The sequence below is a fragment of the Rhizobium sp. BK512 genome, from assembly GCF_014194915.1.
Lineage (GTDB): Bacteria > Pseudomonadota > Alphaproteobacteria > Rhizobiales > Rhizobiaceae > Rhizobium.
Genome location: NZ_JACIAS010000003.1, coordinates 62,092 through 85,332, shown reverse-complemented (window position 1 = coordinate 85,332; position 23,241 = coordinate 62,092). Strand labels below are relative to the sequence as shown.

Below are 23,241 nucleotides of genomic sequence, written 5' to 3'. Positions count from 1 at the left end.
CGTCGTCCCAGTCGCGAGTGTCTCACGGCCAGGCGGCAAAGGACGGGACGAGGTCTTTCTCCGACTGCGCGGCGATCTTGCGCCGGTAGGCGCCTGGCGGCTCGCCGACACGGCTCTTGAAGAAGCGGCTGAAATAGCCGGGATCGCGAAAACCGAGCCCGAAGCCGATCTGCTCGACCGACTGCTGCGATTGCCCAAGCCGCAGTTTCGCCTCGGCGATCAACCTTTCGTGGATCAGTTCCAAGGGGCTTTTCCCGACGCCCGCGATACAGACGCGATGCAGATGGTCATAGGTGATGCCCATGGTGCGAGCGATATCGGCAATCGCCGGCTGCTCGCGATAGCGCAGTTCGACGATCTGCCGGAACCGCTGCAGCGTCATTGCCCCGGTGCCAGACGTCGTCGGCAAGGAGGCTCCGGAGGCTCGCCAGAGCCGCAATAGCAGCACGGAGAGATAGGCGCTTACGATGGCAGTTCCTCCTGGTAGAAGATGCTGTCCTTCCTCGGTCATCACCGCGAAGGCGCGACCGATGTCGGCTGCATGCCCGGCAAGGTTTTCGCCTTGAGCGACGACGATCCGCTCGATCATGTCGTGCAGCTGGACGGCAGCCGGACTGTCGCCGACCGTCCTGTGGACGACATTTTCGGCGGCCAGCAGCATCGCCCCTTCACCGCCGGCGGCAAGGACGAATTTGCCCGCAACCCGTCGGGGCAGCCAGAGCAATGCCGGTGCTGCAAGCCCGAGTTCCTCCTGCCCGTCGATGAACAATGTCGCCTTGCCGCGGGAGACGAAGAAGGCCCTGTAGGAGGGGCGGCTGTCACGGGTGCCCAGGCTCCAGGTCTGGCTACCGAGACCGGCGGCAATCGCCGCCGCGATGACAGACAGAGCTGGCGTATCAACCGATCTTTCGGCCATGTCTGCCTCGAAACTTAAAACGGTAGTGCTGCCCTTCTTGCTCGGCAAATTCTCGGAAAAAGTACAATAGACTGCCAGAAATATCCATTCTATTTCGTGGCGGATTGGTTCCTACTGGAATGCGAGGAGAACCTGATATTCAGGCAGCAGGGTGAGGAACTTCCCGTGAAAGACGTCGATTGCCGGGCGTGAGCGCCGGATTCGCATGAGCCCGGCATATGCCGGAAACCAGCAAACATCATCGCGCCATCCCTTGGGAGGGACAGCAGGCGCATATCGGAAAGGGAACGAGATGGTAGACCTGATGCTTCTCATTGGGGGCCGCACCATGCCGGCTTCGAACGGCGTGACTTTCGAACGGCTGAACCCGATTACCGGTCAGGTGGCAACCACGGCCGCTGCGGCAACGCTGGACGATGCGCATGCGGCCGTCGTTGCAGCAGCTGCAGCCTTTCCGGCCTGGTCGGCGCTCGCTCCGACTGAACGGCGCAAGCGCCTTTCAAAAGCTGCCGACCTCCTGGATTCCCGCACGGGCGAATTCATCGCCGCGATGGCCGAGGAGACCGGCTCGACTGCCGCCTGGGCAGGCTTCAATGTCTATCTCGCCGCCAACATGCTGAGGGAAGCCGCCGCCATGTGCACCCAGATCAGTGGCGAGGTCATCCCGTCGGACAAGCCGGGCCTGATGGCAATGGCCGTGCGGCAGCCGGCCGGCGTCGTCCTCGGTATCGCTCCCTGGAATGCTCCTGTCATCCTCGGCGTGCGTGCAGTCGCCCTGCCGCTTGCCTGTGGCAATACCGTTATCCTCAAGGCATCCGAGCTTTGCCCCAGGACACATCACCTGATCGGCGAGACATTGCAGGAAGCAGGTCTTGGTGACGGTGTCGTCAATGTCGTGACCAATGCTCCTGCCGATGCCGCGACCGTTGTCGAAAAGATGATCGCCCATCCGGCGGTACGCCGCGTCAATTTCACCGGTTCGACCCGTGTTGGAAGGGTGATTGCAGAGGTTTCCGCGCGCCATCTGAAACCCGTGCTGTTGGAACTCGGCGGCAAGGCCCCCTTCCTGGTGCTTGATGACGCCGATATTGGCGAAGCGGTGAAGGCCGCGGCCTTCGGCGCCTTCATGAACCAGGGTCAGATCTGCATGTCGACCGAGAGGATTGTCGTCGACGAGACGGTTGCCGACGAGTTCGCCGATATGTTCGCCCGCAAGGCCTCGACGCTCGTCGCCGGCGATCCGCGCCAGAGCAATTCGCCACTCGGCTCGATGATCGGTCTTGATGCGGTGGAACGCGTCAACGGCCTGATCGAGGACGCGGTTTCCAAGGGGGCACGCCTGCTGGCAGGTGGCCGTGCAGTCGGAACCCTGATGGATGCGACGGTGCTCGACCACGTGACGCCGTCGATGCGGATCTATGGCGAGGAGAGCTTCGGTCCGGTTGCCTGCATGGTGCGCGTGCGCGGTGTCGATGAGGCGGTCCGTGTTGCCAATGATACGGAGTATGGCCTGTCTGCCGCAGTCTTCGGCCGGGACGCCACCCGCGCGATGGGGGTCGCAAGACGGATCGAAAGCGGCATCTGCCATGTGAACGGTCCAACCGTTCATGATGAGGCACAGATGCCGTTCGGCGGCGTGAAGGCCTCCGGATATGGCCGCTTCGGCGGCAAGGCCGGCATCAACGAATTCACCGACCTGCGGTGGCTTACCGTGGCATCGCAGCCGGGGCATTATCCAATCTGATGCCAGGACTTCGTAGCCGGGCACGCCTTACAGGCGATGGCAGACGGTCACGAAATTCGTGCGTGGAATATAGCGGTATTCCACGATCATGTCCGTGCAATCGAGACATCGACGCTGCACATACCGCGCACGAACGATCGGCTTCGGTCGATGCTTGGCGACATGGGGTCGTTCATAACTTTGAATCATGTCGGCAGAATTGACCGGGCCTGTCGAAATGGCGGCTACGGCCAACGTCAACAACGATACCAGCAAGGCGCGCATGCAGCTCTTCTCCTCGGAAATAAAGGTGGGCGCGCATATGTGCGCGCCTCCTGGGCTTAATGTGTGCTCAGCTTCGCTTCTGCTGCGGCGGCGAGAAAATCGTCCCTTGCGGTTTCCACGCTGATGCGCCCTTCGACGGCACCCTTGCAGGCGTTGCTTGCCTTCACGAATTTCGCTCCCGTGCGTCGCGGCCACATGTCGTGGAGATAGATGAGCGCATCGAACGGGCCTCTGACGGTCCGGGATCCGGCGTTGTCGAACTCGATCTCGACCGGCTCGCTCCATTGGGTATTTGGCATCGGTTTTCCTCCTCCTGTCGCGAGCGCCACAACGTCGCGAACGGGAATTTGTTCCCGCGCTGGAGATCGGTTGGTTAATCGCGGCTTTACCGCAGGTGTGCAAACGGTAGCTCTCGGCCGTGCCGAGTTTCTGGACGCCCGCCATCGCCTGCTATTAGCCCACCTTGTCCCGCACGGGTTGGCAGTTCCCACGGGATCCTCTCATGTCCAGCCATTACTGAGGGTTGCGCGTAGTGACTGCGCACCGCACGTTTTGCGGCGCAATTGAACAGCCCGTCTGGACTTCTAAATCCCAGCCTTATCTTTCTTGATCGGATGCATACTTTATCAGTGAATGCGATACAGGTTATTTGAACACCCGCGATCCTGCTCTCGAAAGGACCGGGAGGATCGGTCCGGGACAAATACGCAGCAGTTCTCGGCGACCGGTCGATGAAAAAGAGGAAGTAAATTGAGCATTTCAAGCGGCAGAATTGCCTGGGAAGAGGTCATCGAGGCCAAGGCTTTCATTGATCTTGCGAGGGTCACGCCCCAACCTTTTAAAGACAGCGTCGAGTTTACCTGCCTGCCGGTGGCCCAAGGCTGCGCCATTTCGCTGCCTACAGCTCCTGCGGTTGGGCTCAATCGCATTCTTGCTTTGAATAGCAAAGACGAACTCAATGTCGCATTCGAATGGATGAAGACCAGAACGGGCAGGCGGCATGTTCAGATCAGCGAAACCTCCGCCTCCAACGAATTGCGTGACTGGATCCTGGAGCAGAAACTGGTCGAAGATGGTGCCTGGGCAAAACTCACGCGGCCTGCACCATCCGCTCCGCTTCCCGTCGAAGGGCCTGTGCGGGCGCGGCTCGCCGGTATCGAGGACGCGCCGATTGTCGGCAGGCTGATGTGCGCAGGCTTTGCTTTTCCGACGGCGCTTGAACCACTGTGGTCATCCCTGGTCGCCAAGAAAGGCTGGGCCTGCTTCATCGCGGAACTGGACGGCACGCCGATTGGAACCGGGGCGATGTTCGTTGAGGACGGATGTGCCTGGCTGGGAGTCGGAACGACGCTTGCCGAATATCGGAATCTCGGTGCGCAAAAGGCGCTGATCAATGCGCGATTGAACGAGGGCCTTGCTCAGGGTGTCTCGCTGTTTGCGGTGGAAACAGCCAAACCGGAAGAAGGGCAACCGAACATATCCTTCGGAAACCTCACGAAGGCAGGCTTCAAGCCATCCTATATTCGCAAGAATTATCTCCTGCCGAATTAAGTCCTTCCCGCCGATGCTGATTGCCGCACCGATGCCATATCCCGTGACTAGATCAGAACAAGCCTCGTGAAGCGGCCGGACTTGAGAAGGAAACGAGATGCAGTTGAACGGCGAACTGAACCCGAACGATCCCGAATTCTTTGAGCTTCTCACTGGGAGCTTCAGGCGCCTTCTCGGACGAGACCTTCTCCCCAGGGATCGGGGGCCTGAATGGCTCTACGGCGATGCCCCGTTTGTGGTTCTTGCCCATAATACTGCGCCCGATCCGGTCTTCGTCTATGCCAATGGTGCAGCACAGAGGCGGTTCGGGTACTGCTGGAGTGAGTTCGTGAAGCTGCAGTCGCGTTTATCCGCTGGCCCAAGCGAGCGGTCAGAGCGCCAGGCGTTGCTCGATGCGGTGGTACGCAACGGATTTATGACGGGCTATCGGGGATTGCGGGTCACAAAGTCGGGGAGCCGGTTCTGGATGGAAGATGGAATAGTCTGGCAGCTTCGCACCGCAGACGGACAGGATTTCGGCCAGGCAGCGACCTTCTCGCAGTGGGCCGAGGTGCCGCCCTCCTAAACCGCCGTCTTGTATTGCCCTGGTACGTGGAGGCACTTCTCGCGATGAACAGGCATCGGGGCTGCGCGCGCCGGTCGCCTCCCATAGACGCAGGCACGGCACCTCAGCTCATCCGTCCGCCAGCAACGCCCTTGCGCTCTCCTCATCCGTGATCAGCACGGTTGCGAGTCCGGCGCGTACGGTGGCGCTGAGGATGGCGTGTTTGTGGGGGCCGCCCGAGGCGACGATGCGGCAGGGGATCTTGCGGTAGTCGGCGAGGTCGGGGGCCAGCACCTGTGCGTTCAGCGGGTGGGCGACGGGGCGGCCCTCTGTATCGATATAGCGGCCGAGCAGGTCGCCGACGGCGCCGACAGCGATGAGGTCACCGACGTCGGTTCCGGCCGGCAGGCCGTAGCGCACCTGCAGGGACTGCCTGGTTACGTCGCCGACGCTCAGGTAGGAAATATCCACTTCGCAGGTCTGGCGGAAGATGCGCTCGAAGACCGATTGCGTGATGATCGCCTCGCGCGATTGCGGGCTCTCGGCATAGATCGGTGCCGCGAAATAGTGGCATTGGGCCTTCAGAACCTGCGCGAAGGCGCGCACGACCTCGAACGTGTTGATCTCCGAGCCGCGCGTCAGGCCGCCCATCATCGAGCGCAGCTCGATCCCGGGCTCGCTTGCCGGCGTCATGTGAGTAATGGTCTCGCGCAGCGTCGCGCCCCAGCCGACCCCGATGGAGCGGGGCTTGCGGGCCTGGATCAGCCGGTCGAGATAGGCAGCCGCGCCGCGGCCGAGCGCCTGGTGCAGAAGCTGCGGATCGGCAGGGGTGGGCACGACGACTGCCGCCTCCAGGCCAAAACGTTCCTGCAGACGCGATTCCAGCTCCATGCCGGCGGCAAGCGGCGAGGTGAAGCTCACCCTGACGATGCCTTCCTCAAGGGCTGCGGCCAGGAACTCGTTTACCCGGCGACGGGTGAGGTACATGCGCTCGGCGATCTGCGCCTGCGTCAGCCCCTCGACGTGATAGAGCCAGGCCGCCCGGATTTTCAGTTCATGCGATTCCATCAATCCCCATCCCAAATGTATCCTACATGCCCCGACGTTACATATTTCACACTGGTGTAACATATGTAACGTAATGCCGTCTGCATGACGATAGAACTTCTGATCTTCGATTGCGACGGCGTACTGATCGACAGCGAGCCGCTGGCAAGCGGCGCGCTGGCGCAGGCTCTGCAGCGGGCCGGCGTTCCCTTGAGCCACGCCGAAGTCCACCGTCGCTTCACCGGTCTTTCGGGCGAGGCGGCCGGCCGCCTCTGTCGCGAGGAACTCGGCCTTGCCGATCCGGCTCATGTCTTCGCCGATGCAAAAAGCGCGCTCTACGCGGAATTTTCCCGTTCGCTGCGGCCGATGGCCGGCATCGAAGAGCTGGTGCGGAATGTGAGGCAGCGCAAATGCGTCGCGTCCAACAGCGACATGGAGAGGCTGCGTCGCAGCCTCGGCCTTCTGGATCTCTGGGCGGAATTTGACCCGCATATCTACAGCGCCGAGATGGTGGCGAGGCCCAAGCCTGCGCCTGACCTGTTCCTTCTCTGCTCCGAAAATCTCGGCGTGGCGCCGCATCGCTGCCTTGTCATCGACGACAGCGCGCTCGGGATCGCGGGTGCCGTGGCGGCCGGCATGGCGGCGATCGGCTTCGTCGATCCGGCCGATCCGCGCAGCGGACGCCACGAGGCGCTGAAAGCGGCAGGCGCTCTGCAAACGGTCGAGGGGGCGGGGGAACTGGCGATCGCTCTCGAAGCGCTCTCTTCATCATCCGCAAAGGAAGAGGCGGCTCATGCCGCCGGGCCCGCAAGGAATCCGGCGGTGGAGACCGCTGGCTAATCTCGCGCGGGCCGATGCTTCGCGCGCTGGAATGGCTCTTCGCGGCGTCCGCGACGGGCGGCTGTAACCGAAACTTCATGAAGCCGTCAATCAGGCGACATGGAGCTGATCCTAAGAACCAAGACCGCGAGCCGGGGGCCCGCCGGTCAAGACACAAGGAGTTTCCGATGATATCGATCAATCGACGCAGCGCGCTCGGTCTGCTCGGCGCCACCGCCGGCACGCTCATTCTGCCGCGCATGGCTTTCAGCCAGGCAAAGCGTCCTTCCATCACCATCGCGGTGCAGAAAATCACCAACAACAATTCGCTCGACGTCTATCACGAGCAGTCGAACGTCGGCGAGCGCATCTTCTTCCCGAACCTCTGGGAAGGCCTGATCCTGCGCGATTGGATGGGCAACCAGGGGCCGGTTCCAGGTCTTGCGACCGAATGGAAGCGTATCGACGACAAGACGCTCGAACTGAAGCTGCGCCAGGGCGTCAAGTTCCACAACGGCGACGAAATGACCGCCGAGGATGTCGCCTTCTCCTTCTCGAAGGAGCGCGTGTTCGGCAACACGGAACCGGCCGGCGGCAAGACCATTTTCGAAGCCGACCACAAGCCTGCGACCGCCAAGGAACTGCCGGCAACCGTTCCCGGCGTCGGACGTCGCCTGTGGCCGGCGCTCGCCGGTATCGAGATCGTCGACAAGTACACCGTGCGCCTGCACAACGCCACGCCTGACGTGACGCTGGAAGGCCGCCTCTATTCCGGCGGCAGCCAGATCACCAACCGCCGCGCCTGGGATGAAGCCGCAACCTTCACGGAATGGTCGCGCAAGCCGATCACGACCGGCCCCTACATGGTCGGCGAGTACAAGCCGGACGTTTCGCTGACGCTTGTCGCCTTCGACGAATATTGGGGCGGCCGCCCGCCGCTCGAACAGATCCGCTTCGTGGAAGTTCCTGAGGTCGCCTCGCGCGTCAACGGCCTGCTGTCCGGCGAATACGACTTCGCCTGTGACCTGCCGCCGGATCAGATCGCCGCCGTTCAGGCCGCTCCTGGCTACGAGATCCAGAACTCGACGATCTGGAACCACCGCATTTCGGTCTTCAACACCCAGAACGAGATCCTCGCCAACCCGCTGGTTCGCCGTGCCATGACCCATGCCATCGACCGCCAGGCGATCGTCGATGCACTCTGGGCCGGCAAGACGGTCATCCCGGCAGGCCTGCAGTTCGAATCCTTCCGCAACGGTGACATGTTCATCGATGGCTGGGCGCCCCCGGCTTACGATCCCAATCTTGCCAAGGACCTCCTGAAGCAGGCCAATTACAAGGGCGATGCGATCCCCTACCGCCTGCTCAACAACTACTACACGAACCAGACGGCCAACGGCCAGATCATGGTCGAGATGTGGAAGCAGGTCGGCCTCAACGTCGAGATCGAGATGAAGGAAAACTGGGCACAGATCCACGACCCGGCAGGTGTCAAGGGCGTGCGCGACTGGTCGGCCTCCAACACGATCAACGATCCGATCACGCCGATGATCGTGCAGTTCGGCCCGAACGGCGAAGTGCAGCAGAAGAAGGACTGGACGAACGAGGAGATGAACAAGCTCGCCGTCGTCATGGAAACCTCCACCGACCGTGCACAGCGCAAGAAGGCCATCGCCCGCATGCTGGAAATCTGCGAGCGCGAAGACCCGGTCTATCAGGTCCTGCACCAGAATGCCGTCTTCACCGGCATGAAGTCCTCGCTGAAGTGGAAGGCCGCTCCGGCCTTCGCCATGGACTTCCGCGCCGCAAACTGGTCGATCTGATCGGTCCGTCACTCCGGTCTCCGGCGGCTGAAGCGCTGCCGGGGATCGTCTTTTTGGTGCAAGCGAAAAGCGGGGATGAAAGATGGGCGCGACCGGCTCCAATCTCGTGGAACTGCGTGACCTGACGGTCGCCTTCGACGGCGTGCAGGTTCTCCACGGCATCGATCTCGATGTCGGCAAAGGCGAGGCGCTCGGCCTCGTCGGCGAATCCGGCTGCGGCAAGTCGGTCACGTGGCTCGCGGCCCTCGGCCTGCTGCCCGGCAAGGCCCGCGTTTCCGGCTCAGTGCAAATCGAAGGTCGCGAACTCATCGGCGGATCGCGCGCGGTGCTCGAAAGCGTGCGCGGCAGCCGCATCGCCATGATCTTTCAGGACCCGTCCAGCTCGCTCAATCCGGTGCTGCGCATCGGGCGGCAGATTTCCGAGGCGTTGTCGGTCCATCGCGGCCTGCGCGGCGAGGCGGCAAAGGCCGAGGCGCTGCGGCTGATCGATATGGTCGGCATTCCCGATTCGCGCCGCCGCTTCGATCTCTATCCGCATGAATTTTCCGGCGGCCAGTGCCAGCGCCTGATGATTGCGATGGCGCTGGCCGGCCAGCCCGACCTTCTGATTGCCGACGAACCGACCACCGCGCTCGATGCGACGATCCAGGCGCAGATCCTCGATCTCTTGATCCGTCTGCGTGCCGAAACAGGCATGGCGACCGTTTTCATCAGCCATGATCTCGGCGCCGTCAGCCAGGTCTGCGAGCGCGTCTGCGTCATGTACGCCGGACGCATCGTGGAGGAGGGCAGTGTCGAACAGCTCTTCTCCGAGCCGCGCCACCCCTATACGCGCGGCCTGTTCGATGCCATTCCGCGCCTCGACGGCGGCCGCGAAAGGCTGATCCCCATTCCCGGAACCGTTCCCAATCCGAAACATCTGCCGGAGGGCTGTTCCTTCTCGCCGCGGTGTCCGCGCGCCGTCGAGGCCTGTCGCAGCGAGCAGCCGCCGCTCGTTTCGCTCGATGGTGGCCGCAAGCTCGCCTGCGTACGGCCGGTTCCTGTCGCGGCTGCCGTCGAGACCCGGTCGTCCCGTATCGCCGAGGGCCTGCTGCAATGACGCCGCTCATCGAAGCCCATGATCTCGTCCGCATCTATCAGATCCGTCACGGGCTGTTCGGCCGCCCGGCGCTGGTACGCGCCGTAGACGGCGTTTCGCTCTCGGTCGTGGCGGGAGAAACGCTCGGCATCGTCGGTGAATCCGGCTCCGGCAAATCGACGCTCGGGCGGATGCTGCTCGGCATCGATGATGCGCAGCAAGGAAGCCTGCGCTTTCAGGGGCAGCCGATGCCGATGCGAAATTCGGCGGAATGGCGGGCACTGCGCGCGAAGATGCAGCTCGTGTTCCAGGACCCGCTCGCCGCACTCGACCGCCGCGTGACGATTGCCAGGCAGATCGCCGAGCCGCTCGATATCCACAAGCTCATTCCCAAAGAGCACCAGACTGACCGGGTGACGGAACTGATGAGGGCCGTCGGCCTGCGCCCCGACCAGGCCGATCGTTATCCTCACGAGCTATCGGGCGGCCAGCGCCAGCGCGCCGTGATCGCCCGGGCGCTCGCGTCGCGGCCGAAGCTGCTCGTCTGCGATGAGCCGGTGTCGGCGCTGGATGTTTCCATCCAGGCGCAGGTCGTCAACATGATGCGCGATCTGCAAGAGAAAAACGGCATCGCCATGGTCTTCATCAGCCACGACCTGAAGGTGGTGCGCAACATCGCCGACCGTGTCGCGGTCATGTATCTCGGCCGTATCGTCGAGGAGGCTTCGTCCGACGTTATCTTCCGCGCCCCGCAGCATCCCTATACGAAGGCGCTGGTATCCAGCGTGCCCGTTCCCGGCAAGCCGCTCGAAGGCCGTGTCGTCCTGCAGGGCGAGCCGCCGAACCCGGCGAGCCGCCCCTCCGGCTGCGCCTTCCACCCACGCTGTCCGCTGGCGCGGGAGATCTGCCGTTCCGTCGTGCCGGAACTCAAAGATATCGGCGGGGGCCGTACCGCGGCCTGCCATGTCGTGGCGGGCGAAACCACGCCGGTCGCGGCATAGGGGAGGGTTCCATGATCCGTTTCGTTCTCGTGCGCCTGTTCCGTGCTCTCCTGACCATCATGGCGGTCGTCACCTTCGCCTTCGTCGTGCTGCGCATGTCGGGCGATCCCGCAACTGTCATGCTCGGGCCTGATGTGCCGAAGGAGGCGGTCGATGCCTTCCGCAAGGCATGGGGCCTCGACCAGCCGCTGTGGATTCAATATCTCGCCTATATCAAGTCGATCTTTACCGGCGATTTCGGCGTGTCGATGCGCGACAAGGCGTCCGCACTGAACCTCGTGCTGGAACGCGTGCCGGCGACGCTGCAATTGACCATCCCGGCGCTCATCCTCAAGCTCATCTTCGGCATTCCCTCCGGCGTTTATGCGGCGCTGCACCGGCAGAGTTTTTCCGACCGTGGCGTCATCCTGCTTGCCGTCCTTGGCTTTACCATTCCCTCCTTCGTCATGGGTCTGCTGCTCGTGCTGATCTTCTCGGTCATCCTTGGCTGGTTGCCCTCGGGCGGGCAGGATACCTGGATGCACGGCATATTGCCGACGCTGACGATGAGCATCGGCGGCATCGGCATCCTCGCCCGCTTTTCGCGCAGCGCCATGATCGAGGTGATGGGCCAGCCCTATATCCGCACCGCCTCGGCCAAGGGGCTGACATGGCGCGACGTGGTCTGGAACCATGCATTGCCCAATGCGGCAGTGCCGATCGTCACAATCGTCGGCTTCATGGTCGGTTCGCTGATTGCGGGTGCAGTCGTGGTGGAATCGATCTTTTCCTGGCCCGGCATCGGCCGCCTGCTGGTAGTCTCGGTCACCAATCGCGATCTCGCGGTCGTGCAATGCATCCTGCTGATCATCGCCGTCGCCATGGTCGTATCGAACCTCGTCGTCGACCTGCTCTACGGCTGGCTCGATCCGCGCCTTCGCTCGCATGCGGCCGGACATTAGGAGAAAACCGATGGCTACTGTCGATCTCGCCGCAACGCCGGCTTCCGGAAAGCCCAACCGGCTCATCTCCTTCCTGCGCCGCAACGTCCCGCTGTCGGTGGCCTTCGGTCTGCTGTGGCTTGCGGCAATGGTCCTGACCGCCGTGTTCGCCGACTATATCCGCCCGTTCAACATCACCGCCATGGATCTCAGCAGCCGGCTTTCGGCGCCGGGCGGGCTCAAGCATCTGCTCGGCACCGACGAACTCGGCCGCGACGTACTTTCGCGCCTCATCCAGTCGATCCGGGTGTCGCTCGTCATCGCCTTCGGCGCGACGATCCTCTCGGCGCTCTTCGGCACACTGCTCGGGTTCCTCGCGGCGCGGTTCCGCGGGTTCGTGGAGCATCTGGTCCTGATGCTCGCCGATTTCCAGGCCGCTCTTCCCTTCCTCATTATGTCGCTGGCAGTGCTGGCCTTTTTCGGTTCCTCCATGCTGCTGCTCGTCTGCCTCATGGGTTTCTACGGCTGGGAACGTTATGCGCGCATCGCCCGCGGCCTTGCGATCTCCGCCGGCGCCCAGGGCTATGCGGCGGCTGTAGTGCAGCTCGGTGCGACCCCTTCGCGCGTCTACCTGCATCATATCCTGCCGAACGTCGCCTCGACGCTGATCGTTTCCATGACCCTCACATTCCCGGAAATCATCCTGATGGAAAGCGGGCTCTCCTTCCTCGGCCTCGGCGTGCAGCCGCCGGAAACCAGCCTCGGCAACATGGTGGGCTTCGGACGCGAATATCTGACGCGCGCGCCCTGGATTATGCTGGCGCCCGCCGCCGTCATCATGCTGACGACGCTTTCTATCTCGCTCGTCGGCGACTGGCTGCGCGACAAGCTCGACCCGACGATCCGCTAGTGCTGTAAAATCAATATACTGAAGGAATTTCCATGACGCTCATCACCGGCCATCGCGGCGCCCGCAACCTCTGGCCCGAAAACTCGCTCACTGGTTTCCGCAACGCGATCACGCTGGGCGTCGACGCCATCGAATTCGACGTGCACCTGACGCGATCGGGCGAGCTCGTCGTCATCCACGACGCCACATTGGAGCGCACTGCCGAAGGCGCAGGCCCGGTGCAGGACCTGTCGGTGGAGGCCCGCAAGGCGACCCTGCTGAAAGGCACGGACGAGGTGATCCCGACGCTCGCCGATGTGCTCGGCGTGCTTGCCGCAAACAAGGGCATCGACCTGCATGTCGAGATCAAGATCGACGAGACCGGCACGCCCTATCCTGATATCGCCGCACGCGTCGCAGCCGAGCTTTCTCGCTTCGGTGTCGGCGAACGTTCCTACCTGACCTCCTTCGATACGTCGGTGCTGGAGGATTGCCGCCTGCATGCGGCTGATGTTTCGCGCCTCGTTTCCGTCAATGCCGTCTGGGCCGAAAAGCAGGGCGGGCTTGCCGCCTTCATCGACCGCGTGGACGAACTGGTGGAGATCATCGCCATCCATCACGAGCTGATGGAAGCGGAATGGGACCTGATCCGCAGCCGGCTGCCGATGGAACGGCTCTGCGTCTGGACCCTCAACGACGAGCCCGGCATCCGCCACTGGCTGGAACGCGGCATCGGCAGCTTGACCTCGGACAGCCCGGATCTGGCGCTGAAACTGCGTGCCGGCATCGCTGCGTGAGCTATGGCTTTGCTTCTTCGCCCTAGCGGGGGAACGGCCCACTAAGCCTGTGCCACTGGATCAATGACACGGTCATGTCGCTGTGCTTTTTGCGGGTAGGCTTGGACATCATGTGAAATGGTCGACGGCCAGCTTTCGTCCTCATATCGAAAGCAGTGCCACCGATGACATCATTCACTTAGGCTCTATCATCAAGCCAGGCTGCTCGCAGTCTGGCCAAGATATCATCAATGCGAACCCAACGGATTTAGGTCAAGGAGCTAGGGTAGGAGCAGGATTCCCTGTTGCTCCAGCCCCTGTTTGTGGCATCAGTCGCAGCGAAGCGTTCATGGCTGGCGGCATTTGCAAAACGACTTCGTCATCGGCGTACGTTTTTCGGGTATGCGGTGAGGCCGGCACCCGGCGACACCCTCGTCAAACATCGGTCAGTTTCCCCTATCGGTTCAGCAAAGCCTATCCGGGAAACGCAGTTTTATAGTGCTAAGCCTTGGTTGCATAAAATGTGATCGTTTCTTTTAGAACGTTGTGAACATTCCGGCGATACTGCTTCCTCAGGTTGAATAATTCGGTGGATGAGGTGTGTTTTGAGAGGTCTCGCGATCGGACGATTTCGTGCGTCTGAAGAGGGCGCCACTGCCGTTGAATTCGCGATCATTGCTCCCATCCTGATCTTCATCATGTTCGCCATTATCGAGACGGGAATCGCGTTTGCCGCCGACATCCTTTTGAAGAACGCGACTTATGACGCTGCAAGAACGGGCAGGACGGGCTTCATCTCGGAAAAGTCCACGCAGGACGCGACCGTGAAGCAGAAAATCAGATCTGAAGCTGGCGTCATAATGGATGCCGACAAGCTCGTTATCACGAGCCTCTCCTACAAGAGCTTTGACGCTCTGAAAAAGCCGGAGCCTTTTATCGATAAGAATGGCAATGGTGTCAGAGACAACGGCGAGAACTTTACGGACGTCAATGGTAACGGCGTCTATGACAAGGACCAGGGCGCCAGCGGCTATGGTGGCACGGCACAGGTCGTTATCTACACGGTGACCTATCCCTGGTCGTTCCACACACCTTTTCTCAATCGGCTCATCGGCAACAACGGCACCGTTGAACTGACGGCAACAGCGGTCGTTCAGAATGAGCCCTATTGAGATCGTATGCCGTGCGGCCAGAGAGTGGGCTCTCCTCATCCGCCGCCTTATGCGCGATGACAACGGCATTGCCGGAATCGAGATGGCCATCATAATGCCTGTGTTGCTGCTGCTCTTTTGCGGCGGGGGCGAAATCGCCCTTTATGCGCGATCTCATTTCCAGGCCTCGCAGATGGCGTCCACGGTCGCCGACGCGGTTTCCCGCTACGAGACTCTGACCGCCTCCGACGTTGCATCGATATTCACGGTCACGTCCGAGATCATGGGAACCGACGACTTCGGCAAGAACGGTTATGTGATCCTGTCCTCGGTATCGCGTACGGGGGGAGCCACTTCTATCGTGGCCTGGCAATGTAAGGGCGGCGCACTTCCAAACACGAGCAAGATCGGCATCGTGAACAAGGCGGCGACGCTGCCTGGTAACCTCACGCTAGACGCTACCGACAACGTTATCGTCGCCGAGGTTTTTTACCGGCATACGCCGATATTCTCGAACTTCATCTCCATCGAACCGCAACTCTATGAGACAGCGGTTTTCCGTCCCCGTCTCGGTAGCCTCACAAGCGCGCCCGGATGCTAGCCGCAAGAAAGATTGATCCAATGGGATTGGGATCCATGATCACGGGGTTTTGCCGGGACAGAGATGGCGCGGTATTGCCATTCGTTGGCATCGTCAGTCTCGTACTGATCGGTGCTACCGGCTTCGGCATCGATGCCGCCCGGCTGATGCTCTTGCATTCGACGCTGCAGCGTTCGATCGACGCGGGAGCGCTGTCTACCGTTGCCAAGCTCGACACCGCGACGATCGATGTCCAACTGCGCAAGTTCACGGTGGCTAACTTCGGAGACGGGCAGATCGGCGCGACGCTCGACAGTCTCACCTGGACGATCTCGAGCGACAACAAGACACTGACCGTAAAGGCGAGCGCCAGCGCACCGGCATCGCTCATGAAGATTCTCGGTATCCAGACGATCAGCACCAGCGCAGAGAGCGTGATCGAGCGTTCGACGAGTGGCCTTGAACTGGCGCTGGTGCTGGACAACACTGGCTCGATGGCCGGCTCAGGTATTACCAGCCTCAAGAGTGCTGCCAACACGCTCGTCGACATTCTCTATGGCGACAAGCCCATTGCCGAAAACCTCTATGTCGGAATCGTTCCTTTCTCGCAGACGGTCAATGTCGGAAAGGCGCACACGGATTGGCTGCAGGCGGGATCGCTCGCCGCGCTCGACTGGGGAACAACCTCATGGGGTGGATGTGTCGAGGCGCAGAGCGCAACCGTGGACGATGTCTCGGACACAGTGCCGTCCACCAATCCAATTGTGCCCTACTACTGGGAAGACAGCGATGGCAACGACTGGATCAGCGTCAACAGCAAGGGCAAGAAGACTTATGACGCGACACTCGATGAAACGAACGGTCCGAACAAGAACTGCCCGGCCGAAGTCACGCGGCTGACACCCGAAAAGGCGAAGGTCGTTTCCGCGATTAACGCCATGAAGGCGGTCGGCAATACGCACGTCAACTTCGGAGCCGTCTGGGGATGGCGGATGCTCTCACCCAAGTGGCGCGGTCTTTGGGGTGGCGACATGACGACATACAAGCTTCCGCTGGACTATTACACGCCGCATATGAGCAAGGCGGCGGTAATCATGACCGACGGTGCAAACACGATGTCAGAGCAGGTCTACAGCGCCTATGGCTGGCTTGCCGACAAAAATCTCGGAACCAGCAATTCCAGCACGGCAGTGACCGAACTCAACAATCGACTGAGCAAGGTTTGCACGGCCATGAAGAATGCCGGCGTTATCGTCTACACGATCGCGTTCAACAATCCCGGCACCAGTACGCAGAATCTCCTGCGTGGTTGCGCGAGCCAGAACGCATTTTACTTCAACTCGCCTAGCACCGCAGCGTTGCAATCCGCCTTCAAGCAGATTGGCAACTCACTATCGAATCTCAGGGTTAGCAGGTGAGACGCTGGCTCGATTTTCGTGCCTTCAGCGGGGCGCTTCGGCTATCGGGGAGTATCTCGGGCGGCTGAGGACAAAAACGAGATCGCACGCCGGACCGCACTTTAGTTGAATTTGCCACCAAAAAGCTTTCTTGAGACAGCAGTTCCTTCGCTGAAGCAGCTTTGCCGAGCAGCTAACAATGGTTTTTGAGGCCAAGGGACCCGTATGTCGTTGAGAGGCAGGATCTTCATTGCGGTCATCGCTGCTGTTTCGATCGTCGTGATGGGAGGTTCCGCGTGGTTATGGGATCGGTCCGGCGCTTACGGCTTCAATGTGATTTTGCGAAGGGGCGGGACCTACTGGATCAGCGTTAAAGCCAACGATCCGCGCTTGTCTCCCGCCATGCAGCTGTCTCTGACCAATCCCGAGCCGGTCGCAACAGCCGGTCAAGTCATTTGGCGCGAAGTCGGGAAGGGCTTCGAGGTGGCGGAACTTCCCGTCATGGTCGGCGGCCACGAAATCGATACCATCCTGCTCAATCGGATCGATCCCAGGCTGTATCGTTTCGTGGCGAGGAATGCGTCTGCCGGCGACCGGGGGATCGACGAATGGGAGAAGGCTGTCCCACAGGCGGTGCTGATCGTTAACGGCAGCTACTACGATCACAAGGGCGAGCCTGACACGCCGATCCTCAGCGACGGCGTGCCAATGGGACCGGCGGACTATGACGCCAAGGCAGGAGCCTTCGTCTCCGGCGAAGGCTTTGCGGATATCAAGGGTCTGTCTGCACAATCATGGCAAACGGCTTTTCAGGGGGCGACCAACGCAATGGTATCCTATCCCCTGTTGCTCGGCGCCGACGGTCAGACGCATGTGCCAGTCAAAAGCCGGTGGCTTGCTAACCGGACTTTTGTCGCCAAGGACAACGATGGGCGCGTGATCATCGGCACGACAAAGGAGGCCTTCTTCTCGCTCACCGGCCTTGCCGATTTCCTGAAGGACTCGCCGTTGAACCTAAAGGTTGCTCTGAATTTCGACGGTGGCCCGATCGCTTGCCAGAGCGTGCGTTTGACGGGATTTCAGCGAAAGTTCTATGCGCGATGGGAGGCGCAGGTCGAAGGCGACGAGGTGCGGCTGCTGCGGTGGCCTCTTGGCAGTGCAAGTTGGGCGATGCCTATGGTGCTGACAGTTGAACGACGTACAGACGGTTAGGACTGTAACCTGCAACCTGGATTCCGCTGCACATGGGGGTGCTCATTCGTATCCGCTCATTGCAACGGCATGCCCCGTGACGGACGCCGAAGTCATGTTTCGATGAGGCGGCGAGGTCGCATTCGGCGCGGCCGATAAGTGAGCCGCCTGTAAGCGAAGTCGAGGAAGGCCGGTTTCGCGCAGCCTTCTTCGTGCCTACCCTATTGCGTCCTGCGGGTACTTTCCAAACGCGGCAAAGCCGCGCGTGCGAAGGATATAGACACTAAGTTTGGGTTGTCTGTGGGTCTGGGAGGCGCGCAAGTAGACCCCGCGGCATTTGAGCGCCGCGAATGCCGGCAGCACGGAGGAAAACGTCATGGATGTGTATGAGGCAGTGACAAGCCGCCGGTCTGTGCGAGGGTTCAAAGACGAGCCTGTGTCGAGGGAGATACTGGAGCGCGTGCTCGACGCGGCTTCTTGGGCGCCATCCGGATCGAACATCCAGCCGTGGAACACTTACGTCATTACCGGCGCGCCGCTGGTCGAGCTCAAGACGTCCGCTGTCGAGCGCGTCGCCCATGGCGATCCCTGGGACGAGCGACAGTACGAGATGTACCCATCCTCGCTGAAGTCCCCGTATGCGGATCGCCGGTCAGCTTTCGGACGAGAACGCTACAGCGCGCTCGGTATTGCACGTGAGGACTGGGAGGCGCGCCAGCGCGCAGCCATTGCCAATTGGAACTGTTTCGGCGCACCCGCCGCCCTGTTCTGCTACATCGACCGCGACCTAGGGCGACCTCAATGGGCCGACGTCGGCATGTATCTTCAGACAGTCATGCTGCTGCTCCGCGCCGAAGGCCTGCACAGTTGCCCGCAGATGGCGTGGTCGCAGGTTCGCGAGTCTGTCGCGGAGATCCTATCGCCCCCGGATGGGCTGATCCTCTACTGCGGCATGTCGATCGGATACGAGGACCCCACCGTCAGCTATCCCCGGACGGGTCGAGTTCCGCTCGCCGAAACGGTCACGTTTGTGGGGGATTAGTCCAAAGGTGCAGCGCCGAGCCGGAAACGGGCAAAATGATCAAGGTTCAATTGGGAATGATCCACCGGCGCCAGGGTGCTGATTCCGCGACCTGCGACTCGACTCATTTGATTCCCGTCCCATGTGAGTCTGTCGAGACATCGAGAGGTACTGCGTCATGGACAATCTTCACAGCTCGACACCGATCCGCCCGCTTCACGTCGAGATCGACGGCGCGGCGAAATATCGCCAGGCCCATAGCGTCGAGGATCTCGCCGCTTTTCTGCTGAGCGAAAAGTGGCCGCATCTCGAAAACGATCCCGCCGCATTCCACCGTGCGCTCGCGACCTCGATGGATGCCATGCAGCTCTACCTCGATCCGGAAATTGCACGCCAAGCCTTCGTGGCGGCGGCACATGCATCGAGAATGCATGTTCTGCCGGATGACATGAAAGAAAAGAAGGCCGGCAAACGATGACAAAAGTCCCCCAGGTCGGCGACGGCATCCGCGATATTCCAGGTTGCCGCAGCAGGCTTGCATGAGCAGCGTGCCGCTGGTACCGATATTCAACCCTTGGAGATGCCTATGCTTGCCGCCCGCCTCACCTGCAATTCGCCGGCCGTGTCGCCGGAGATTTCAGCCCGCTGCCTAGCCCAAGGCTGAAGCTCAAGCGCGTCTCGGCCAATGATCGCCTTCGAAAGGCGTCATCTCCAAGCTGAGAAACTCATGATCATTTCCCTTACATCGAGCGCCTTCGATGCGCTCGCCGATGGCGTTGTGCCGTCGGGCCTTCGTCTCCTGCAGGATAGCGCCATCGCATCGCGGGAGGTCCTGCGCATGCTCTCCGATCTGAACCGCGCCATCGCGGCCGATTTCACTCCGTCTGCCTGGATGATCGTCGATGGCGACGAGGTCGTCGGCCTCTGCTCGATCATCAGACCTCCTGAAAGCGGCGAACTGCATATCGGTTACGGCGTCGCGCCCTCGCGTGAAGGCCGGGGGATGGCGACCGCAGCCGTCGCGGAACTACTGGACTGGGCGCGCAGCGACCCTCGAGTCAAAAGCGTGTCTGCAGAAACGGCCGTCGACAACGTTGCCTCCCAGCGCGTGCTGGAGCGCAATGGCTTTTCACCGACGGGGCGGAGGAGCGACCCCGAAGACGGCCCGCTCATCCGCTGGGCGGTTGCCACTTTGTGACGACGTCGATGAGGGAGTGGCATTGTCCTCTCCCTCGGGACGGTCGGCGGGATTGGCAGACGCTCCAACCGACACCGTCAAGCTGATGTCGGCGGCTTGCGGAGGGGACAGGCCGCCTGATCCGGCGCTCAAAAACAATTGCTGAGGAGTGACGCGGGCGCCGCTCGTTCCGTCGCTTTGTTGCGGCCTTCCGCTTGCATATCCGGCCGCTCGATTTTCTGATCATCCAAGGACGGATGACAGAAATTCGCGTGTCCTCTCCGCTTGCGGCGAACCGAATATCTTGTCCGGCGCGCCCTGCTCGCAAATGCGACCCTTATCGAAGAAACAGACGCGATCCGATACTTCTCGGGCAAAGCGCATTTCATGGGTGACGAGCAGCATGGTCAGATCATGTTCATGTGCCAGTCCGCGGATGACGGACAGCACTTCGCCGACCAGTTGTGGATCGAGCGCCGAGGTCGGCTCATCGAAAAGCAGAACGCGTGGACGCATGGCAAGCGCCCGGGCAATCGCCACGCGCTGCTGTTGCCCGCCGGAAAGCTGTACCGGATAGTGGTCCTTCTTATCGGCCAGCCCCACCATTTGCAGCAGTTCAATCGCACGTGCTTCCGCTTCCGCGCGCGCCATTCCCAGCACCCGCACCGGCGCTTCGACAACGTTGCGAAGGACCGTCATATGAGGAAAGAGATTGAAGCTCTGAAAGACCATGCCGACGTGATTGCGGATCTGGCGCAGGTGCTTTTCCGAGGCTTGGAAAGGACCTTTGCCGCCCGCCTCGTGGTAGGACGTGCCGGCCAGTGTGAGCGTGCCCTCCTGGAACGGCTCGAGCGTCATCAGGATGCGCAAAACCGTGGATTTACCGGAGCCGGATGGGCCGATCAGGGTGACCTTTTCGCCTTTCGCAACACTAAAATTGAAGTTGTCGAGTACGGTCAGGATACCAAAACGCTTGGTGACGTCGCGAAATTCGATAATGGGTTGCTCGGAGGTATTGGTCATCGCAAGGGTATTCCTGCTTTGGGAAGAGCTCTCTGCAAGCGGTGGAGGCCGGCCGAGCAGATCAGCGTCAGGAGAAGGAAGATCACGCCGACAAGGGTCAGCGGCACAAGGTATTCGAACGTGCGCTCGCCGATCATGTTGGCAAGCCCCATCATTTCGAGAACGGTCACGACGGAAAGAACCGGCGTTTCCTTGATCATGGCGACGAGATAGTTGCCCATGGCCGGCACGATGCGCGGAACAGTCTGCGGAATGACGACATCGCGATACGTCTGCATGCGCGACAGGTTGAGCGCGGTTGCTGCTTCCCACTGCCCGCGTGGTATGGCTTCGATGCCGCCGCGATAGACTTCCGACGTATAGGCCGCATATTGCAGACCGAGCGCCAATGCGCCGGTGAGGAACGCGGGCAGCACGACACCGAAATCGGGCAGCACGTAGTAGAGAAAGAACAGCTGCACCAGAAGCGGCGTGTCGCGCAGGAACTCGACGATGAGCGCGGTTGTCCAGGAGATTGCTATGATGCGGCTGCGACGCAGCAGAGCGAACACCAGGCCAAGCACCAGCGCAATCCCGAAGCCGGCAGCGGCCGCCTTCAATGTGACCGTCAACCCGATCAGGATGATCGGGAGGATCGAGGTCGTGTAAGTGACCCAGGTCGTTGCGTCCCACTCGTAACCATACATCATTGCTATCCTTACGAATGGCCGCCGCGGGGAAAGACATCGCCGCGTCGTACAAAGTGCTCGATCACGCGAACGGCTGCCATCAGGACAAGCGACATGGCGAAGTAGCACACGAGCGTGACCGAATAGATGCTGGCGCTGTCTAGCGTGATGTTGCGGATGGATTGGGCTGCGAACGTAAGATCGGCAATCGAGATCAATGACACCAGCGAGGACAGCTTCAGCGTTTCGATGGCGAGGTTGCCGAAGGCCGGCATCATCTCGACGACGGCCTGCGGCAGCGAAATGCGAAAGAGCGTCTGGACGCGGTTGAAGTTCAAGGCTCGGGCGGCTTCCAGCTGCTGTACCGAGACCGACAGGAGCGCCCCGCGGACGATTTCGGCGCCATAGCCGCCGACATGGGCGGCCAATACCAGGATGCCGGTGGTGATCGGATCGAAACTCAGGCCGACCAATGGCAGCGCGTAATAGAACCAGAACAGCTGAACGAACAGCGACGTCCCGCGAAATACTTCCGTGTAACACAGCGCGACGGCCGACAGGACCGGTCCTCCCTCGACACGCAGGATGCCGAAGACGAAGGCGAGCAGCGCACCACAGACGATCGCTGCCACGGTGATCGTCATCGTCACTATAGCGCCGTGCCAAATCATGGGAAGATAGGCTGTCCAGCTCATCTGGCATTCTCTCCGAATGAAAGCAGGTGGCGCCCAGTCCGGGACCGGGCGCCTTTGTCGTTACTTCCCGGCGCAGAGATCGGCGACGTTCTTCTCAGCTGCTGCCGCAATGCTCTGTTCCGACAGACCGTACTTCATGAGGATCTTCTTGTAGTCGTCCGTCTTTCGGAACGCGACAAGCGCAGTGTTGAACGCGTCGCGCAATTCCTTGTCTTCCGGACGGAAGGCAAAGCCGCCGTAGTTGCGGACCGGTGCCTCCTTGACGATCGGGTCCTTGAACGGCGCGACCTGCTCGACATTGGCTTGATCCTTGGCGAGCGCGGAGACCGTCAGCTCGGTGGCCGCATAGGCATCGACACGGCTCTGCACGGTTGGGATCGCATCGGCATTCGCCGGAATGAAGACGATCTGGTCGTCTTTGACGCCGACGGCACGCAGGAAGTCGACATTGTTTGCGCCCGAAACCACCGCAACTTTCAAGGACGGGTCCTTGGCGATGTCGGCATAGGTTGTCAGGCCCTTCGGATTGCCCTTCTTGACCAGCAGTCCCTCGCCGTAGGACGAGTTGGGTTCGGTAAAGGCGACCTGCTTGCAACGCTCGGGGGAAATGTTCTGCTCTGCAGCGGCAAAATCGAAGCGACGCGCCTTAAGGCCCGGGATGAGCGTGCCGAAAGGTGTCACCGTCCAGTTGATTTCCTCGATGCCCATGGATTTCAGGACGGCATTGGCAACGTCGGGGCCGATGCCGGCAGAGGTGCCGTCCGGCTGCATATAGGAGTAGGGGACCTCGTTGGCTGTGGCGGCCCGGATAAATCCCTGCTTCTTGGCCTCTTCGACGGTCAGCGCGCTGGCCGAGGTGACGCCGATGCCGAGCGCAAGCGCGGAAAGGCAAATGGTTTTTGAGATGCGCATTCGAATTCTCCTCTGGTTAAGGTTTTGTGGTCCGTTTTCGGATCTCACGTCTTT

Annotated in this window: 25 protein-coding genes; 17 read left to right on the top strand and 8 right to left on the bottom strand. The window is 61.2% G+C overall.

Annotated elements, in window-relative coordinates; translation table 11 throughout:
* Nucleotides 1-22 precede the first annotated feature (22 nt).
* On the bottom strand, nucleotides 23-916 hold the full coding sequence (locus FHX06_RS11335) for a helix-turn-helix domain-containing protein (RefSeq protein WP_183879299.1): 894 nt from the start codon (nucleotides 914-916) through the stop codon (nucleotides 23-25).
* Between the two features lie 292 nt (nucleotides 917-1,208).
* On the opposite strand from FHX06_RS11335, the gene FHX06_RS11330 reads away from it, so the two are divergent.
* Nucleotides 1,209-2,660: an aldehyde dehydrogenase gene (locus tag FHX06_RS11330; RefSeq protein ID WP_113148037.1), complete on the top strand. Its 1,452-nt coding sequence runs from the start codon at nucleotides 1,209-1,211 to the stop codon at nucleotides 2,658-2,660.
* A 27-nt stretch (nucleotides 2,661-2,687) separates the two neighbouring features.
* On the opposite strand, the gene FHX06_RS11325 is transcribed toward FHX06_RS11330, so the two are convergent.
* Nucleotides 2,688-2,924: a hypothetical protein gene (locus FHX06_RS11325; RefSeq protein ID WP_183851172.1), complete on the bottom strand. Its 237-nt coding sequence runs from the start codon at nucleotides 2,922-2,924 to the stop codon at nucleotides 2,688-2,690.
* 56 nt (nucleotides 2,925-2,980) lie between these two features.
* Nucleotides 2,981-3,223: a DUF982 domain-containing protein gene (locus FHX06_RS11320; protein ID WP_018115379.1), complete on the bottom strand. Its 243-nt coding sequence runs from the start codon at nucleotides 3,221-3,223 to the stop codon at nucleotides 2,981-2,983.
* Nucleotides 3,224-3,674: 451 nt separating this feature from the next.
* Between FHX06_RS11320 and FHX06_RS11315 the strand changes: the two genes are divergently transcribed.
* Together FHX06_RS11315 and FHX06_RS11310 are read left to right on the top strand one after the other, a co-directional pair.
* A complete protein-coding gene (locus FHX06_RS11315) occupies nucleotides 3,675-4,475 on the top strand; it encodes a GNAT family N-acetyltransferase (protein WP_112969641.1) in 801 nt (266 codons plus the stop codon).
* A 97-nt stretch (nucleotides 4,476-4,572) separates the two neighbouring features.
* The gene (locus FHX06_RS11310) at nucleotides 4,573-5,040 is read left to right on the top strand and encodes an MEKHLA domain-containing protein (RefSeq protein ID WP_113211060.1); all 468 of its coding nucleotides are present in this window, start codon (nucleotides 4,573-4,575) and stop codon (nucleotides 5,038-5,040) included.
* A gap of 108 nt (nucleotides 5,041-5,148) precedes the next feature.
* Here the strand turns inward: FHX06_RS11310 and FHX06_RS11305 are convergent, their stop codons facing one another.
* Nucleotides 5,149-6,087, bottom strand: coding sequence for a sugar-binding transcriptional regulator (locus tag FHX06_RS11305; RefSeq protein ID WP_113211061.1), 939 nt, complete (start codon nucleotides 6,085-6,087; stop codon nucleotides 5,149-5,151).
* A gap of 84 nt (nucleotides 6,088-6,171) precedes the next feature.
* Between FHX06_RS11305 and FHX06_RS11300 the strand changes: the two genes are divergently transcribed.
* From FHX06_RS11300 to FHX06_RS11235, 14 genes are all read left to right on the top strand, one after another.
* Nucleotides 6,172-6,906 carry an HAD family hydrolase gene (locus FHX06_RS11300; protein WP_113211062.1) on the top strand — a complete coding sequence of 245 codons (735 nt, stop codon included), beginning with the start codon at nucleotides 6,172-6,174 and terminating at the stop codon, nucleotides 6,904-6,906.
* Nucleotides 6,907-7,073: 167 nt separating this feature from the next.
* Nucleotides 7,074-8,708 (top strand): ABC transporter substrate-binding protein, encoded by a 1,635-nt coding sequence (locus tag FHX06_RS11295; RefSeq protein WP_113211063.1) that lies wholly within the window; start codon nucleotides 7,074-7,076, stop codon nucleotides 8,706-8,708.
* Nucleotides 8,709-8,790: 82 nt separating this feature from the next.
* Complete coding sequence (locus FHX06_RS11290; protein ID WP_112542086.1) at nucleotides 8,791-9,807, top strand: ABC transporter ATP-binding protein; 1,017 nt, start codon at nucleotides 8,791-8,793, stop codon at nucleotides 9,805-9,807.
* Nucleotides 9,804-10,787, top strand: coding sequence for an ABC transporter ATP-binding protein (locus FHX06_RS11285; protein ID WP_183879297.1), 984 nt, complete (start codon nucleotides 9,804-9,806; stop codon nucleotides 10,785-10,787). Before FHX06_RS11290 ends, FHX06_RS11285 begins: the two co-directional genes overlap by 4 nt.
* 11 nt (nucleotides 10,788-10,798) lie before the next feature.
* On the top strand, nucleotides 10,799-11,728 hold the full coding sequence (locus tag FHX06_RS11280; RefSeq protein WP_113115551.1) for an ABC transporter permease: 930 nt from the start codon (nucleotides 10,799-10,801) through the stop codon (nucleotides 11,726-11,728).
* Nucleotides 11,729-11,738: 10 nt separating this feature from the next.
* Entirely contained in the window at nucleotides 11,739-12,617 is an 879-nt protein-coding gene (locus FHX06_RS11275) for an ABC transporter permease (RefSeq protein ID WP_113211066.1), read from the top strand.
* Nucleotides 12,618-12,649: 32 nt separating this feature from the next.
* Nucleotides 12,650-13,393, top strand: a complete 744-nt coding sequence (locus tag FHX06_RS11270; protein WP_113211067.1) for a glycerophosphodiester phosphodiesterase family protein — start codon at nucleotides 12,650-12,652, stop codon at nucleotides 13,391-13,393.
* A 584-nt stretch (nucleotides 13,394-13,977) separates the two neighbouring features.
* Nucleotides 13,978-14,544 carry a TadE/TadG family type IV pilus assembly protein gene (locus tag FHX06_RS11265; protein ID WP_246715536.1) on the top strand — a complete coding sequence of 189 codons (567 nt, stop codon included), beginning with the start codon at nucleotides 13,978-13,980 and terminating at the stop codon, nucleotides 14,542-14,544.
* Nucleotides 14,531-15,124 carry a TadE/TadG family type IV pilus assembly protein gene (locus FHX06_RS11260; protein WP_113211068.1) on the top strand — a complete coding sequence of 198 codons (594 nt, stop codon included), beginning with the start codon at nucleotides 14,531-14,533 and terminating at the stop codon, nucleotides 15,122-15,124. The genes FHX06_RS11265 and FHX06_RS11260 overlap by 14 nt, the downstream gene beginning before the upstream one ends.
* Nucleotides 15,125-15,159: 35 nt before the next feature.
* Nucleotides 15,160-16,521 (top strand): Tad domain-containing protein, encoded by a 1,362-nt coding sequence (locus FHX06_RS11255; protein WP_162729967.1) that lies wholly within the window; start codon nucleotides 15,160-15,162, stop codon nucleotides 16,519-16,521.
* 204 nt (nucleotides 16,522-16,725) lie between these two features.
* Complete coding sequence (locus FHX06_RS11250; protein ID WP_113211069.1) at nucleotides 16,726-17,712, top strand: phosphodiester glycosidase family protein; 987 nt, start codon at nucleotides 16,726-16,728, stop codon at nucleotides 17,710-17,712.
* Nucleotides 17,713-18,067: 355 nt separating this feature from the next.
* Complete coding sequence (locus FHX06_RS11245; protein ID WP_112542092.1) at nucleotides 18,068-18,733, top strand: nitroreductase; 666 nt, start codon at nucleotides 18,068-18,070, stop codon at nucleotides 18,731-18,733.
* 157 nt (nucleotides 18,734-18,890) lie between these two features.
* A complete protein-coding gene (locus FHX06_RS11240; RefSeq protein ID WP_112542093.1) occupies nucleotides 18,891-19,190 on the top strand; it encodes a DUF982 domain-containing protein in 300 nt (99 codons plus the stop codon).
* A gap of 249 nt (nucleotides 19,191-19,439) precedes the next feature.
* The gene (locus tag FHX06_RS11235) at nucleotides 19,440-19,910 is read left to right on the top strand and encodes a GNAT family N-acetyltransferase (RefSeq protein ID WP_113211135.1); all 471 of its coding nucleotides are present in this window, start codon (nucleotides 19,440-19,442) and stop codon (nucleotides 19,908-19,910) included.
* Nucleotides 19,911-20,132: 222 nt separating this feature from the next.
* Here the strand turns inward: FHX06_RS11235 and ehuA are convergent, their stop codons facing one another.
* From ehuA to ehuB, 4 genes are read right to left on the bottom strand one after another with little or no spacing between them, the layout of a single operon-like run.
* Nucleotides 20,133-20,912, bottom strand: coding sequence for an ectoine/hydroxyectoine ABC transporter ATP-binding protein EhuA (gene ehuA, locus FHX06_RS11230; RefSeq protein WP_113013772.1), 780 nt, complete (start codon nucleotides 20,910-20,912; stop codon nucleotides 20,133-20,135).
* Complete coding sequence (gene ehuD, locus FHX06_RS11225) at nucleotides 20,909-21,601, bottom strand: ectoine/hydroxyectoine ABC transporter permease subunit EhuD (protein WP_113211070.1); 693 nt, start codon at nucleotides 21,599-21,601, stop codon at nucleotides 20,909-20,911. The genes ehuA and ehuD overlap by 4 nt, the downstream gene beginning before the upstream one ends.
* 8 nt (nucleotides 21,602-21,609) lie before the next feature.
* Nucleotides 21,610-22,275: an ectoine/hydroxyectoine ABC transporter permease subunit EhuC gene (ehuC, locus tag FHX06_RS11220; protein WP_112542096.1), complete on the bottom strand. Its 666-nt coding sequence runs from the start codon at nucleotides 22,273-22,275 to the stop codon at nucleotides 21,610-21,612.
* Nucleotides 22,276-22,335: 60 nt separating this feature from the next.
* Nucleotides 22,336-23,187, bottom strand: coding sequence for an ectoine/hydroxyectoine ABC transporter substrate-binding protein EhuB (ehuB, locus tag FHX06_RS11215; protein WP_113013770.1), 852 nt, complete (start codon nucleotides 23,185-23,187; stop codon nucleotides 22,336-22,338).
* Nucleotides 23,188-23,241 lie beyond the last annotated feature (54 nt).

What these genes read in the sequence shown, in the direction of transcription:
- ehuD (WP_113211070.1), bottom strand. Translation starts at nt 21,601, where the DNA reads ATGATGTATGGTTACGAGTGGGACGCAACGACCTGGGTCACTTACACG.
- FHX06_RS11260 (WP_113211068.1), top strand. Translation starts at nt 14,531, where the DNA reads ATGAGCCCTATTGAGATCGTATGCCGTGCGGCCAGAGAGTGGGCTCTC.
- FHX06_RS11310 (WP_113211060.1), top strand. Translation starts at nt 4,573, where the DNA reads ATGCAGTTGAACGGCGAACTGAACCCGAACGATCCCGAATTCTTTGAG.
- FHX06_RS11255 (WP_162729967.1), top strand. Translation starts at nt 15,160, where the DNA reads ATGATCACGGGGTTTTGCCGGGACAGAGATGGCGCGGTATTGCCATTC.
- FHX06_RS11245 (WP_112542092.1), top strand. Translation starts at nt 18,068, where the DNA reads ATGGATGTGTATGAGGCAGTGACAAGCCGCCGGTCTGTGCGAGGGTTC.
- FHX06_RS11335 (WP_183879299.1), bottom strand. Translation starts at nt 916, where the DNA reads ATGGCCGAAAGATCGGTTGATACGCCAGCTCTGTCTGTCATCGCGGCG.
- FHX06_RS11290 (WP_112542086.1), top strand. Translation starts at nt 8,791, where the DNA reads ATGGGCGCGACCGGCTCCAATCTCGTGGAACTGCGTGACCTGACGGTC.
- FHX06_RS11300 (WP_113211062.1), top strand. Translation starts at nt 6,172, where the DNA reads ATGACGATAGAACTTCTGATCTTCGATTGCGACGGCGTACTGATCGAC.
- FHX06_RS11320 (WP_018115379.1), bottom strand. Translation starts at nt 3,223, where the DNA reads ATGCCAAATACCCAATGGAGCGAGCCGGTCGAGATCGAGTTCGACAAC.
- ehuB (WP_113013770.1), bottom strand. Translation starts at nt 23,187, where the DNA reads ATGCGCATCTCAAAAACCATTTGCCTTTCCGCGCTTGCGCTCGGCATC.
- FHX06_RS11305 (WP_113211061.1), bottom strand. Translation starts at nt 6,087, where the DNA reads ATGGAATCGCATGAACTGAAAATCCGGGCGGCCTGGCTCTATCACGTC.
- FHX06_RS11240 (WP_112542093.1), top strand. Translation starts at nt 18,891, where the DNA reads ATGGACAATCTTCACAGCTCGACACCGATCCGCCCGCTTCACGTCGAG.
- FHX06_RS11250 (WP_113211069.1), top strand. Translation starts at nt 16,726, where the DNA reads ATGTCGTTGAGAGGCAGGATCTTCATTGCGGTCATCGCTGCTGTTTCG.
- FHX06_RS11285 (WP_183879297.1), top strand. Translation starts at nt 9,804, where the DNA reads ATGACGCCGCTCATCGAAGCCCATGATCTCGTCCGCATCTATCAGATC.
- FHX06_RS11330 (WP_113148037.1), top strand. Translation starts at nt 1,209, where the DNA reads ATGGTAGACCTGATGCTTCTCATTGGGGGCCGCACCATGCCGGCTTCG.
- FHX06_RS11280 (WP_113115551.1), top strand. Translation starts at nt 10,799, where the DNA reads ATGATCCGTTTCGTTCTCGTGCGCCTGTTCCGTGCTCTCCTGACCATC.
- FHX06_RS11325 (WP_183851172.1), bottom strand. Translation starts at nt 2,924, where the DNA reads ATGCGCGCCTTGCTGGTATCGTTGTTGACGTTGGCCGTAGCCGCCATT.
- FHX06_RS11235 (WP_113211135.1), top strand. Translation starts at nt 19,440, where the DNA reads ATGATCATTTCCCTTACATCGAGCGCCTTCGATGCGCTCGCCGATGGC.
- FHX06_RS11295 (WP_113211063.1), top strand. Translation starts at nt 7,074, where the DNA reads ATGATATCGATCAATCGACGCAGCGCGCTCGGTCTGCTCGGCGCCACC.
- ehuC (WP_112542096.1), bottom strand. Translation starts at nt 22,275, where the DNA reads ATGAGCTGGACAGCCTATCTTCCCATGATTTGGCACGGCGCTATAGTG.
- FHX06_RS11270 (WP_113211067.1), top strand. Translation starts at nt 12,650, where the DNA reads ATGACGCTCATCACCGGCCATCGCGGCGCCCGCAACCTCTGGCCCGAA.
- FHX06_RS11275 (WP_113211066.1), top strand. Translation starts at nt 11,739, where the DNA reads ATGGCTACTGTCGATCTCGCCGCAACGCCGGCTTCCGGAAAGCCCAAC.
- ehuA (WP_113013772.1), bottom strand. Translation starts at nt 20,912, where the DNA reads ATGACCAATACCTCCGAGCAACCCATTATCGAATTTCGCGACGTCACC.